Here is a 12,659-nt window from a genome sequence, read left to right as displayed (position 1 = left end):
CGGAAACCATCACCACATCCCCTTCTCCCCGCTTGCGGGGAGAAGGTGGCGGCAGCCGGATGAGGGGCGGCGCCGCGCTCGAAACTGCCTCAGTCCAACCCGATCTCCCGCGCCCAGGGCGGATTGGCGCCGGCGCGCGAGACCGTCACCGCGGCGGCCCTGGCGCCGAGGGCGAGTGCGGCGGCGATCTGGTCTTCCGTCAGCTTCGCCACCTGTTCCTTGGTGAGCAGGTTCTGCATCTTCAGCGAGGCGAGGACGCCGGCGTCGAACGTATCGCCGGCGCCGACCGTGTCGACCACCTTCACCCGCTCGCTCGGCACCGTGACCTTGTGGCCCGCCGTATAGCCGACCGCCCCTTCCGCGCCGCGCGTCACCACGACGAGCTTCGCGCCGTGATGCAGCCAGTGACGGGCGAGCGCCTCCTCGTCGCCTTCGAGGCCGAACCAGGCGAGATCCTCGTCGGAGAATTTCACGATGTCGGCCATCGCCGCCATGCGGCGGATGCGGGCGAGATGGGCGTCCTTGTCCCGGATGAAGCCGGGACGGATGTTGGGATCGAGCGAGATGACGCGCCTGTCGTGCTCGCGCCGCATGAGCGCCTCGTAGGTCGAGCCGCAGGGTTCCGGGATCAGGCTGATCGCACCGAAATGCAGCGCCTCGCAGTCGTCGCCGAGGGCGGGAAGCTCCGCCTCGGTGATCATGCGGCCGGCCGTGTTCTCGTCGTAGAAGGCATAGGTCGCGTGCCCGTCGACCAGCTTGACGAAGGCGACCGTGGTCGGCCGCGACAGCGTCGCGCAGTAGCTGTAGTCGACCCCGCTATCGCGCAGCGTCTCGCGCAGGATGTCGCCCATCATGTCGTCGGACAGGCCGGTGAAGAAGCCCGTCGGCACGCCGAGCCGGCCGAGCGCGATGGCCGTGTTGAAGATGGCGCCGCCCGCATAGGGGGCATAGGCGCTCTCGCCGAGCGTCGACGTGCGCGGCAGCATGTCGATCAGCGCCTCACCGCAACACAGGATCATGGACAGTCCTCCCCGTTCATTCTTTCAATCGATTTAATCGATCTCGGCGAAAAGCGCCAGCGTCCTTTTCAGGCCGTCGGCAATTCGGCGACGCCGCCGTGGGAGGCCGACCAGGCGAGCGGCGCGTCGAGGAAGGCCTCGACGGAGGCGAGTGTTTCCTCGTCGAACAGCTTTTCTGCACGCGCGGCGGCCAGGACCTCGCGCCAGGTGGCGATGTGGTGGAGTTTCACGCCGCCGTTCGCGAAGCGTGCCTCGGCCTCCTTGAAGATGCCGTAGTAGAAGAGCGCCATGCCGTGCTCGACGACGCCGCCAGCCGCCCGGATCGCGTCGATGAAGGTGAACATGGAGCCGCCGGCCGTCGTCAGGTCCTCGATGACGAGCACGCGGGCGCCTTCCGGCATGTGGCCTTCGATCTGCGCGTTGCGGCCGTGGCCCTTCGGCTTCTTGCGCACGTAGATCATCGGCAGGCCGAGCCGGTCGGCAAGGAGGGCGGCGAAGGGGATGCCAGCCGTCTCGCCGCCCGCCACCACGTCGAAGCGCTCGAAGCCCGCACCGCGGGTGACGGTGGCGGCGGCGAAATCCATGATCGCCGAGCGGATGCGCGGGAAGGAGATCAGCTTGCGGCAGTCGATATAGACCGGGCTCGCCATGCCGGAGGCGAGCCGGTAGGGCTCCTCGGGGCGGAAGTGCACCGCCCTGATCTCCCATAGCATGCGGGCCATCAGCTCCGCCATCACGCTTCTGTCCGGAAAGGAATTGGAAAACATCGGCTTCTCCCGCATGGCTCTCCCGCGAGCGCATAGCAGCAAGAGCCCCGGCTTTCCAGACGCCGGACGGCAAAAACCCTCCCGGAGGCCGGGGAGGGTTTTCGGGAGGATCGATGTTTTAGGCTCAGGCGGCGACAGGCCGGCCGGCGGCGGCGCGGGCGTCGATCGAGAAGGCGCCGGGGCCGAAAGCGGCGAGCACGAGGAAGCCGCCGGCAATCGTGATGTTCTTCCACATCATCAGGCCGTTGAAGACGGTCAGCAGGCCGTTCGCGCCTTCCGGGAAGTCCGGGATGTTGATCGCGCCGGAATGGAAGACGAGGGCCGTGAACACGCAGAACACGGCGAGCAGCCAGGAGGCGATCCGCGTCTGGAAGCCGACGAGGATGAAGAGGCCGGCGACGAGCTCGAAGAGGCCCGCGAGATAGGCGAGCGCGGTCGCGGCCGGAAGGCCGGCGCCGGCGATCATGCCGGCCGTGCCTGCGGGATCGATCAGCTTCGGATAGCCGGCGGTGATGAACATCAGGGAAAGAAGGATGCGCCCGGCGAGGACGACGAGATTCTGCTGCATGGAAGGCTCCTGTGGCTTCAGCGTTTGCGGTGGGAACCCGATAGCAGCTTTCATTCGTCAAGACAGGCGGCCGATCCGGCTACAGTTCGTTCTCTTTTCGTGAACGATGCTGTTTCCGGGGAAACAGGCGGGGCGGCGCCGGCGTGCGACAAGCCGGAGCGAAGACCCGCCTGCCCCACCGGAGCGTTCCATGCGTCACGACCTGCTCGCGCTCATCCTCGCCGTCCTCTCGCTCGCCATCACCGCGGGCGGCCGGACGGAGCCTGCCGGCAGCGACGGCGTGCGGCAGCGCCAGGCCTGCATCACGCAGGCCATCCGCACGCAGGCGGACGGCAAGCCGTTGACGAAGCGCGTGCGCCTCTGCCGCTAGCGCGGGCGCGGCCGCTCTTTTCTGTTGCATGCGCCCGGCGGCTGGGCGAAGATTTCCGCCGAGAGGCCCGCCCGCCCGTTCCCGGGCGGCGGCGGGGGAAACCGGACATGAACGAGATCAACAGGAGTGCCGCGTTCTGGCGTTCCTTTCCGATTTTCGAAGGCTTCGGCAAGGAGACGATCGCCGAGATCGCGGCGATCGCCACCTGGCGCCGGTGGCCGGCCGGCACCGTCATCTTCCAGCGCGGCGACGAGGGCACCTATCTGATCGTGCTCGTCGACGGCCGCATCAAGCTCTCGCTCATCACGCCGCAGGGCAAGGAACTGTCGCTGCGCCAGCTCGAGGCGGGCTCCATCCTCGGCGAGATGGCGATCCTCGACGGCCAGCCGCGCTCGGCCGACGCCACCGCCGTCGTCGCCACCGAAGGCTACGTCATCTCCAAGCGCGACTTCCTGGAGATCCTCACCCGCAATCCGACGGCCTCGCAGGCGATCATCCACTATCTCTGCACCAAGCTGCGCGAGACGACGGAGCAGCTGGAGACCATCGCGCTCTACGACCTGGAGGCGCGCGTCGCCCGCTTCTTCCTCGCCACGCTGCGCAACATCCACGGCGATGACCTGCCCGACAGCGCCAACCTGCAGCTCTCGCTCAGCCAGACGGAGATCGCCAGCATCGTCGGCGCGAGCCGGCCGAAGATCAACCGCTCCATCCTCTCATTGGAAGAAGCCGGCGCGATCCGCCGCAAGGACGGCATCATCCAGTGCAATATCGGCCGGCTCCAGGGGATCGCCGAGCCGGACGATGACTAGGCCGGCATGATCGCGAAGAGGCACAGGCCGCTCGTCGCGGGGCTTGCCGCGAGCCTCGTCGGCGCGCTCGCCCTCCTCGCCTTCGGCGAGACGGCGCTGGAACGGCAGCGGGAATTCTTCTTCGACGCGCTGACGCAGGCCGTGCCCGTCGCGCAGGCGGACGGGATCGTCGTCGTCGACATCGACCGCAAGGCCTTCCAGAGCGCGCCGGACAGGAGCTGGACGCGGGAGGAGACCGCCGCGCTGATCGACCGGCTTGCGGCGGCGAGGCCCGCCGCGATCGCCTTCGACTTCGTCTTCAGCACCGATTGCACCGCCGAGGAGCCGGCGAACGCCGCCCTTGCCGCCGCCATCGGCCGCGTGCCGACCGTGCTCGGCTTCCTGATCGGCGACGATGCGGACGCGGCACCGCGGCCGGTGCCGGCGCTGGCGCTGCAACGGCCGCTGGTCGCGCCCGATCTCTGGTTCATCGACGGCACGGAAACGTCCTGCGCCTTCCTGCAGGACCGGGCGGTCTCGGCAGCGGCAGCCTTCCTCGTCGGCGACGAGGACGCGGTGGTGCGCCGCGTGCAGGCCTATGCCATCGTCGGCAATGCCGCCTATCCTGCGCTCGGCGTCGAGGCGGCGCGGCTGGCGGCGGGCACGCGCACGCCGGTGCTGGGCGGCGATCCCGCCTGGGTGCGGCACGACACGCGCATCCTGCGCCTCGACGAGGACGGCAGCCTGCGCTTCGTCGCAAGCGGCGCCGAGGCGATCGCCGCGCGCACCGTCTCGGCGGCGGACGTGGCGCAAGGCCATGTGCCGGCGGAGCGCCTTGCCGGCAAGGTGGTGCTGATCGGTAGCAGCCTGCCCAATCTCGGGGGCCTGCGCGCCAGCGCCTCCATGCCGCTCGAACCTTCCGTGCAGATCCATGCCGACGTCGCCAACGCCATCCTGACCGGATATATCCCGATGCGCGATCCGGCCCTCCTGCCCGTCGAGACGGGCTTCGCCTTCCTCGGCGGGGCGGCGGCGGCCCTTGCGGCATCGCGCTCGCGCCCGCTGCTCTCGGCCCTTGCCGGCCTTCTTCTCGTCGGCGCGGTCTTCGCCGCGGCGCTGCTGCTCTATGTCCGCACGGGCCTGCTGGCGGACGCGATCGGCGTCTCGCTCGTCGTCGCGCTCGCCGCCCTCGTCACCGGGCTCCTGCAGTATGCCCATGTGCGCCGCGCGGAGGCGACGGCCAGGCTGCGCTTCTCGCAATACCTGCCGCAATCGGTCGTCGCCCGCTATATCGACAATCCGGAGCTTGCGCGCGTGGCGGGCGAGGAGCGCCAGGTGACGGCGCTCTTCACCGACATCGAGGGCTTTTCCGCGCTCGCCCAGAAGATCGGGCCGCATGATCTCGTCAAGCTGCTCGACATCTATTTCTCCGAGGTGAACGCGCTCGTCGCCAGCCACGGCGGCATGGTCGACAAGGTGGTGGGCGATGCGGTGCACGCGCTCTTCAACGCGCCGGACGATCTCGACCGCCACGTCGACAAGGCGCTCGCCTGCGCCGAGGAAATCCGGGCGCTCACCGAGGAGATGCGCCGCCGTTCCGCCTTCCTCGAAAAGGACTTCGGCCGCACGCGTATCGGCATCGAGACGGGGATGGCGGTGCTGGGGGAGGTCGGGGCAGGCGGCAAGCTCGATTACACGGCGCATGGCGACGCGGTGAACCTCGCCGCCCGCCTGCAGGACGCCAACAAGTTCCTCGGCACGCAGATCTGCGTCGGCCCGCGCGCGGCGGGCGAGACGAGCCGGCCGCTGCGCGCCATCGGCCGCCACGAGATCCGCGGCTTCGGCACGATGGACCTCTTCACGCTGGACTGACCAAGGCTGTCGTGGCTGGACAAGGCCCCTCATCCGGCCTGCCGGCCACCTTCTCCCTGGCTGCGGGGAGAAGGGGATCCGCGGCATCGTTTTCCCGAAGCATCACCGTTTCGCGGGGCAAGTCCCCTCTCCCCGCTTGCGGGGAGAGCGACTGTCTTGAATTACAAGCCAAGAAAGGGCTTAGGAACGAGGAGTTTGTAGAGAGTTTCGGTGTCCCATCCTTGCGCATAGCGGGCTTGGTCCCCGGCCGGAGCTTGGCCCAAGCGACTGTACGGGCTTGGAAATCCCGGCCGGTGTCCCTTGCTCTCCCACGAACTTGAAGTTCTTAGAGTTGTCGGGCTTGGTCGCCAACCTTCCCGGACCGGACAGTCCGGGAAGCAAATTCCAAGTTACAAGGGTGAGGGTGAGAGGCAAAACCGAGGCGATACCTGCTCGACTAACGAAGACCGACGCTGGCATAGGCCTCGCGGATGCGGGCCTCGCCCCATCGCACGACCTCGCCGGGCGCGGCGCCCGGCGTCGCGATCTCGACGCCCTCGCCGCCGCCCACTTCCTTCGTCACGCCGGCGCCGGTGACGGCGACGCGGCCGTGCTCGACGAAGACGGCGAAGACGCCGCGGCTGGGGCCGGCGAAGAACTTCGTGCCGCGCACGCCGATCATGCCGAAGGCGGTGCGCATGGTGAGGTCGATCTTGGCGAGGCCCTCCGGCCGGTCGAACACCATCTGTCCGGTGCCGAGCTCGATGACGCCGCCCTGGCCGGCGATGAAGCTGTCGACCAGCAGTTCCGTGTCGCTGCCGAGCAGGAGCATCGTGTCGCCGCCGAGTTCGAGCGAGGCGAAGCTGTCGCGGCCGGTCGAAACGAAATCGCGGTCCATCACGCTCGCCCCGGCCTTCAGGCCTTCGCGGTGGTTCGCCTGCTTGCGGGTGACGTCGCCGGTGATCTCCACCGCCTTGCCGATGACGGTGTTGGCCTGCGTCGCGCGAATGCCGATGCCGGTGAGCGCGAGCGCGCCGCCCGCCACGAAAAGCCGGCGGCTGAGGGGGAAGGGACCGGAAGATTGCAGCCTTCGCATGACTTACCTCGCTGAAACCCGTTGAACCGCGCGGGACGCGCCCGCCTCTTCCTTTATGCGTCCGTCCCCGCCGCCGCCTCTGTTCCCGCGGAAACAAGCCGCCCGCGGCCGGCCGTCTATCCTGCGGCCATCATCAGACGGGAGACGGATCATGACCATGCGATCCACGATAGTGAAGACGGCCGGCCGCACCTTTTTCTTCGCGGCGCTCCTTTCCACCGTCGCCGGCGGCGCGCTGGCGAGCGGGTTTTCGCTCGATGACCGTTGCGACGCGGCGGCCGCGAGCCGCTACGACATGACGCGCAACGCAGCCTTCGCGCCGGTCGCGCTGGAAGACATCGTGCTCGGTCCCGCCCTTTCGGCCTGCCGCGAAGCCTACAATGCCGGCGGCGGCGCGCGCATGGCGTTCCAGCTCGCCCGCGCCCTGGAGCGCGCCGGCCAGGACCTCGACGCGATGAAGCTCTATGCGGAAGCGGCGAGCCTCGGCCATACGGTCGCCATGGTCCATTACGGGGCGATGCTCGGCAAGCGCGGCGACGCGGCAAGCGAGTTCGGCCTCTACAGGAAGTCCGCGGAACTGGGCGACGTGCTCGGCGCCTACAATCTCGGCGTCGCCTATCGCGACGGCATCGGCACGGAAATCGACGGGCAGCAGGCGGTGCGCTGGTTCGAGAAGGCCTCGGCCGGCGGCGACGAGACCGCCGCCTTCAATCTCGGCGTGCTCTTCGACGACGGCGGCCTGGTCGAGGAGGACGACGCCCGCGCCATCGCCTGGTACCGGCTCGCCGCCGAACGCGGCAGCGTCGACGCCATGATCAACCTCGGCCTGATGCTGGAGGCCGGCGAGGGCGTGGCGCAGGACCTGACGGCCGCCGCCGGCTATTTCCAGAAGGCGGCCGCGCGCGGCGACAGCTTCGGCAAGCTGAAGCTCGGCCTGATGCAGCAGAGCGGCATCGGCATCGTCAAGGACATCGAGGAGGCCGTGGCGAGCCTGGTCGCCGCCTTCGAGATGCGCGACGTCGACCTCGAGGTCATCCTGCGCGACGCGCCGGAGCAGTTGAGCGCCGATGCCCGCCTCGCCATCAAGCGGGTGCTCGCCGAGCGCAGGATGATCGAGGGGGCGGACGACGCCGAGATCGACCCGATCACCCTCGGCGCCATCGAGAAGCACTACGCCGTGGAATAGGCGGTCAGCGGATCTCGCCCGCCTGCGGCCCCCAGGTGTCGGTCATCGCGAAGCCCTCGGCGAGCGGGTCGGTCGGGTCGAGGGCGATCTGGTGCAGGCCGAAGGTCCAGCCGCGGCCGGTGATCGTCGGGATGATCGCCGGGCGTCCGGCGACCGTGGTCTCCGCCGCAAGCCCCACCTCGAACTCGGAGCCGATGATCGAGCGCGAGCGGAACGTGTCGCCGACCTTGGCGAGGCCGCGCGCGTGCAGCGTCGCGAGGTTGGCGGAATTGCCGGTGCCGCAGGGCGAGCGGTCGACGCGGCCGGGCCACATGGTCGTCGCCGTGCGCACCGTGCCGTCCGGATCGCGGTCGCGGAACATGACATAGGCGATGCCGCTGATCTCCGGGATGTCCGGATGGACAACGGGCATCGCCCTGTTGATCAGGTCCTTCAGCACCATGCCGGCGTCGACCAGCGCGCGGGCATTGGCCTTCTCGATGGTCGTGCCGATCTCGCGGACATCCACCAATGCGTAGAAGATGCCGCCATAGCTGATGTCGAAGCGCACGCGGCCCCAGTGCGGCGTGTCGATCTCGGCGTCGAGCGTGTGGGCGAAGCAGGGCACCATGGTGAGCTTCACCTTCTCGCAGCGGCCGTCGCGGCAGGTCGCCGTCGCCTTGACGAGGCCGGCGGCCGTATCGAGCACCACCACCGTCTCCGGCTCCTTCATCTCGACGATGCCGGATTCGAGCAGTGCCGTGGTGACGCAGATCGAGTTCGAGCCGGAGGAGGCGTGCGCCTGGTCGGCCTGCAGGATGATGAAGCCCGCATCCGCCTCCGGGCGCTTGGCCGGCACGAGCAGGTTGACCGAGCCGGTGGCGGCCGCGCGCGGCTCCAGGCAGAGGAAGCGGCGCAGGCTGTCGTCCACGGTGTTGATGTGGTTCAACTGCTCGGCGATCGTGTCGCCGGGGATCTTCGGCACGCCGCCGATCGCCACCTTGCCGATCTCGCCCTCGCAGTGAACGTCCAGAAGCTGGATCGTGCGCTTCCATCTCATGTCGATATGCTCCGCCGGTTGCCGGCCCGTGGCCGATTTTCGCCGCTACTGATATATCAGGTCGGCGTCCATTCCAACTGCTTTCCGGGCCGTTCCCGGCTCTTGCGCGGCACGGGAATGGCCTTAAAACGAATGCCTGCGGCAATCCGTCCGCCTGCCCCGAGAGTCCCGCCGAGACCCGCCTCCATGACCAAGCTCATCGTCTTCACCGACCTCCACATGGTGCCGGAAGGCACGACGATCATCGGCCTCGATCCCTACCAGCGCCTGCTCGCCGGCATCGAGCACGTCAACCGCCACCATGCGGACGCCGACCGGGTGATCTTCACCGGCGACCTCACCCACCGGTCCGACGCCGCCTCCTACGCGCGGCTGCGCGATCTCCTCTCGCTGCTGGTGCCGCCGGCGGCGATCACCATCGGCAACCACGACCACCGCGACCGCTTCCTCGAGACCTTCGCCCGTGTCGGGACGGACGAGCACGGGTTCGTGCAGCAGGTGATCGACTTTCCCGACTGCCGCGCGGTGCTGCTCGACACGCTGTTCGCCCCGCCCTACGACTATCCGCTGAGCCACGCCGGCTATCTCTGCGAGCGGCGGCTCGGCTGGCTCGACCGCACGCTCGGCGGCGCGGGCGGCAGGCCGGTCCTCCTCTTCATGCACCATCCGCCGCACAAGACGGGCTTTTCCGGCATGGACGCGATCCGCCTCGGCAACGAGGACGCATTCTACGACGTCGTGCTGAGGCACGGCAATGTCCGCCACATCTTCGCCGGCCATGTCCACCGCACCATCGGCGGCTCGCATCGCGGCATCCCGTTCTCGATCTTCAAGAGCCCCGTGCACCAGCAGCCGATGCCCTTCGACACGCCGGACACCTCGCTTTCCGTGGACGAGCCGGCCGCCTACGGCATCGTCGTGGTGACGGAACACGGCCTGCAGGTCCACAACGAGGATTACGAGATCGCCGGGCGCGAGGTCGCGGTCGCCTGAGGAAACCGATCTTATCGTCCGTTACACATCGTGATTTTCCGGGGCCGCCTGCGGGGAACAGAAGGAGGCATCCCACGTTTTCTCCGCCGAGGGGTTGGAAACCCAACGCTCGAAGGAGAACACCATGCGCAAGATTCTCATGGCCGGGGCCGCCCTGGCCCTCATCGGCGCGACGGCTGCCCACGCGGATGACCGGGAACGGGAAGCCGTCGGCGGAGCCGCTGGCGGCGCCGTCGGTGCCGCGGCAGGTGCCGCCATCGGCGGGCCGGTCGGCGCCGTGGTCGGCGGCATCGCCGGCATGACGATCGGCGCGGAAACGGCCGTCCCGGACGACGCCCGCGTCTACGTCATCGAAAACCCGACGCCGCCAGTCGTCGTGGACGGCCAGATTTCCGCCGACACGCGCTTTGACGACACCGTCGTCCTGACGCCGATCCCGGACCACCCGGACCTCGCCTATGTCTATGTCGACAACCGTCCGGTCATCGTGCGCGCCGACAGCCGCCAGGTGATCTATGCGCCGGAGGTCGAGACGACGGCGAGCATCTCGTCCGGCGTTCCGGACACGACCATCACCTATGTGGAACGCCACCCGGTCGATCCGGTCATTCTCGAAGGCCCCGTCGAGGCGGGCGTCGTCATCCCCGACACCGTGCAGATCGTCGAGATCCCCGAAAGCCCGGACTACGGCTACATCTATGTCGACGAACGCCCGGTCGTCGTCAACCGCGGTACCCGCGAAGTGATCTGGGTGCGCTGAGGACTGCGATTTCCCGGTAGGACGAACGAAGGGCGGCTCCGCGCGGGGCCGCCCTTTTCATTGCCCCGTCGCGGTGACGGCGGTGTTCTCGACCGAGCTGCCGAGACGGCGCCACTGGGCATCGTAGTTGCGGCGCGTGACCGGATCGAACACGGCGATCGGCGTGGAGACGGCGATGCTCGCGGCACTGCCGACCGTCTGCGCCGTGCCGAGCGCCACCGCGCCGATCCGCTCGCCGAAGCCCACCTCGGAATCCGTGATCGTCTGTCCCTCGATCAGCCGGTTGCCGATGAGGCGGACGACCTCGGGGCTTTCGGCGAACTTTCCGTGGTTCAGGCTGTCGCCGGTCTTGAGCGCCGTCAGGTCGAGCACGGTGATGCCCTGCTTCTCGAGCAGCGTGCGGTAGGGCTCCTCGGCCGGATCGATCTGGCCGAGGCGGTCGACATTGCCGGAGATGCGCCGCGACAGCGTCAGCGCCCGGTCGTCGCGCGAGACGAAGAGCGTGAACTTCGGCTTGTCCTTGCCGATGGCGTTGAGCTGCTGGGCGAAGACGTCGACGTCGAGATCGGGCGAGGCGAGGATGACCTGCTGGATCTTCTTCGGCACGCGCCCGTCGCGGATCGCCATCTGCCTGAGCGTCTCGACCGCAAGCCAGGTGCCCATGGAATGGGCCATGATGGTGATCTCGCTCACGTTCGGCGTGTCGATCGCCGCGCGCAACAGGTCCTCCAGCGCGTCACGCGAATAGTTCGTGCTTTCCTTGTCGTAGGAATAGTCGAAGATGCTGGCGCGCGAGGGCCAGGTGAAGACGACCGCCGCCGCATCCGTCCTGGAATCGTGGACGATCTGCGCGAAGCGGTAGACGGCATCCTCGTAACGGTTGTTGAAGCCGTGCACGAAGACCAGCACGCGCCGGTTTTCCGGCAGGTGGCGGGCGAGCCAGGCGCGGCCCGCCTTCGCGCTCTCGACGGGCGTCACGCTGACGGTGGCGAATTCCTTGAGCGGATCGGCGGGAAGCTTCTTCGGCCATTGGACCTGGCCGATCTTCCGGTTCTTCTCCGGCGGGATGGAGACGACGATGTCGCGAAGCATGAGGCCGGAGCCGCGCTCGCCGGAAAAGAGCACGCCCGGCTCCTCGGTGGGCGCGCGCGTGGTGGCGACGAGAAGGTCGACCGTCGAGGTGCCCGCCGGCGCCGTGCCGTTCGGAACGAGCACGCCCTCCGGCCGGCCCGCGCAGCCCGAAAGCGAAAGCGCGGCGGCAAGCAGCAGGCTTGCGAGCACGCGCGGCATTCCGGGGATCGTCATGGACCGCTTCATTCCGCCTTCCTTCCGACCGGCGTCGGAACGCCGCTCGCTCCTGCTTAGCCGAGTGGCGGCGGCTTTTGAAGCGATGCGGAGGGGACGAGCCGCCCGCGGCGGGCTGCGAAGCGCCCGGCGTGGCTTATCGGACACGCCACGGCCGGCTCACGGCGCCTCGGCCACCCCCGTCACCCGGCTGCGTCCGACGTGGATGACCGCCTCCATCGCCCGGCGGGCGCCGGCCTCGTCGCGGCGTCGGATCTCCTCGACGATGCGCATGTGCGAGGCGGCGACGTCGCCGATGCGGATGCGGTCGGCCTTGGGCGAGCTCAGCTTGAACACGCCGGCGAGCGCGGCCTCGATCAGGCTGCCGACGGTGCGCAGGAAGGGATTGCCGGAGGCCTCCATGACGGAGAGATGGAAGCGCAGGTCGGCGAGCGCCAGCGTCTCGGGCGTGTGCGCCGGATCGCCCATGGCGAGCGCCAGATGCATCATCTGGTTGATGTCGGCCTCGCTCGCGTGCCGGGCGGCGAGCGCCGCCGCATGCGGCTCGAAGCCGAGGCGGATGTCGCTCAGGTGCAGCAGGAAATCCTCGTCGACGCCGACGGCGAAATGCCAGGTGAGGATGTCGCCGTCGAACAGGTTCCATTGCTCGCGCGGCGTCACCCGCGTGCCGATGCGGGCGCGCGGCACCACGAGCCCCTTGGCGGCGAGCGTCTTCATCGCCTCGCGCAGCACGGTGCGGGAGACGCCGAAGCGGGCCTCGAGCTCCTGGTCGCCCGGCAGCGTCGTGCCGACCGGAAACTCGCCGGCGACGATGGCCTTGCCGAGCGCGTGCACCACCTGGGCGTGGCTGGTGCGCGCGGCCGATCCGCCCATCACCGTCTCCAGCACTCCCCTCCTGCCGCGCGGCATGCGCC

13 protein-coding genes are annotated in these 12,659 nt (G+C 68.8%); 6 read left to right on the top strand and 7 right to left on the bottom strand.

Annotated features, from left to right (window positions below; all coding sequences use genetic code 11):
- Nucleotides 1-89: 89 nt before the first annotated feature.
- The 3 genes from NNZ72_RS14360 to NNZ72_RS14350 all read right to left on the bottom strand — a co-directional run bounded on the left by NNZ72_RS14360 (nucleotide 90) and on the right by NNZ72_RS14350 (nucleotide 2,354).
- Complete coding sequence (locus NNZ72_RS14360) at nucleotides 90-1,019, bottom strand: carbohydrate kinase family protein (protein WP_257316007.1); 930 nt, start codon at nucleotides 1,017-1,019, stop codon at nucleotides 90-92.
- 68 nt (nucleotides 1,020-1,087) lie between these two features.
- Entirely contained in the window at nucleotides 1,088-1,786 is a 699-nt protein-coding gene (locus tag NNZ72_RS14355) for an orotate phosphoribosyltransferase (protein WP_257316006.1), read from the bottom strand.
- Nucleotides 1,787-1,910: 124 nt separating this feature from the next.
- Nucleotides 1,911-2,354 carry a DoxX family protein gene (locus tag NNZ72_RS14350; RefSeq protein ID WP_257316005.1) on the bottom strand — a complete coding sequence of 148 codons (444 nt, stop codon included), beginning with the start codon at nucleotides 2,352-2,354 and terminating at the stop codon, nucleotides 1,911-1,913.
- A gap of 190 nt (nucleotides 2,355-2,544) precedes the next feature.
- Here NNZ72_RS14350 and NNZ72_RS14345 point away from each other — a divergent pair, with 190 nt between their 5' ends.
- The 3 genes from NNZ72_RS14345 to NNZ72_RS14335 all read left to right on the top strand — a co-directional run bounded on the left by NNZ72_RS14345 (nucleotide 2,545) and on the right by NNZ72_RS14335 (nucleotide 5,387).
- Nucleotides 2,545-2,724 (top strand): hypothetical protein, encoded by a 180-nt coding sequence (locus tag NNZ72_RS14345; RefSeq protein ID WP_257316004.1) that lies wholly within the window; start codon nucleotides 2,545-2,547, stop codon nucleotides 2,722-2,724.
- A gap of 107 nt (nucleotides 2,725-2,831) precedes the next feature.
- Nucleotides 2,832-3,536, top strand: a complete 705-nt coding sequence (locus NNZ72_RS14340; protein ID WP_257316003.1) for a Crp/Fnr family transcriptional regulator — start codon at nucleotides 2,832-2,834, stop codon at nucleotides 3,534-3,536.
- Nucleotides 3,537-3,542: 6 nt separating this feature from the next.
- Nucleotides 3,543-5,387 carry an adenylate/guanylate cyclase domain-containing protein gene (locus NNZ72_RS14335; protein WP_257316002.1) on the top strand — a complete coding sequence of 615 codons (1,845 nt, stop codon included), beginning with the start codon at nucleotides 3,543-3,545 and terminating at the stop codon, nucleotides 5,385-5,387.
- Nucleotides 5,388-5,823: 436 nt separating this feature from the next.
- On the opposite strand, the gene NNZ72_RS14330 is transcribed toward NNZ72_RS14335, so the two are convergent.
- Entirely contained in the window at nucleotides 5,824-6,462 is a 639-nt protein-coding gene (locus NNZ72_RS14330) for a FecR family protein (RefSeq protein ID WP_257316001.1), read from the bottom strand.
- 151 nt (nucleotides 6,463-6,613) lie between these two features.
- Here NNZ72_RS14330 and NNZ72_RS14325 point away from each other — a divergent pair, with 151 nt between their 5' ends.
- Nucleotides 6,614-7,648 (top strand): tetratricopeptide repeat protein, encoded by a 1,035-nt coding sequence (locus tag NNZ72_RS14325; RefSeq protein ID WP_257316000.1) that lies wholly within the window; start codon nucleotides 6,614-6,616, stop codon nucleotides 7,646-7,648.
- Nucleotides 7,649-7,652: 4 nt separating this feature from the next.
- Here the strand turns inward: NNZ72_RS14325 and NNZ72_RS14320 are convergent, their stop codons facing one another.
- Nucleotides 7,653-8,687, bottom strand: a complete 1,035-nt coding sequence (locus NNZ72_RS14320; protein ID WP_257315999.1) for a proline racemase family protein — start codon at nucleotides 8,685-8,687, stop codon at nucleotides 7,653-7,655.
- A gap of 186 nt (nucleotides 8,688-8,873) precedes the next feature.
- Here NNZ72_RS14320 and spdA point away from each other — a divergent pair, with 186 nt between their 5' ends.
- Nucleotides 8,874-9,680, top strand: a complete 807-nt coding sequence (spdA, locus tag NNZ72_RS14315; protein WP_257315998.1) for a 2', 3'cyclic nucleotide phosphodiesterase SpdA — start codon at nucleotides 8,874-8,876, stop codon at nucleotides 9,678-9,680.
- Between the two features lie 124 nt (nucleotides 9,681-9,804).
- Entirely contained in the window at nucleotides 9,805-10,440 is a 636-nt protein-coding gene (locus tag NNZ72_RS14310; protein WP_257315997.1) for a DUF1236 domain-containing protein, read from the top strand.
- A gap of 57 nt (nucleotides 10,441-10,497) precedes the next feature.
- Here the strand turns inward: NNZ72_RS14310 and NNZ72_RS14305 are convergent, their stop codons facing one another.
- Nucleotides 10,498-11,745 (bottom strand): alpha/beta hydrolase, encoded by a 1,248-nt coding sequence (locus tag NNZ72_RS14305; protein ID WP_257316105.1) that lies wholly within the window; start codon nucleotides 11,743-11,745, stop codon nucleotides 10,498-10,500.
- Between the two features lie 159 nt (nucleotides 11,746-11,904).
- Entirely contained in the window at nucleotides 11,905-12,654 is a 750-nt protein-coding gene (locus tag NNZ72_RS14300) for a FadR/GntR family transcriptional regulator (RefSeq protein ID WP_257315996.1), read from the bottom strand.
- Nucleotides 12,655-12,659: the final 5 nt, after the last annotated feature.

Source organism: Shinella pollutisoli (genome assembly GCF_024609765.1).
Lineage (GTDB): Bacteria > Pseudomonadota > Alphaproteobacteria > Rhizobiales > Rhizobiaceae > Shinella > Shinella pollutisoli.
The sequence above is the reverse complement of the archived record's forward strand: the minus strand, read 5'-3'. Positions and strand labels throughout refer to the sequence as shown.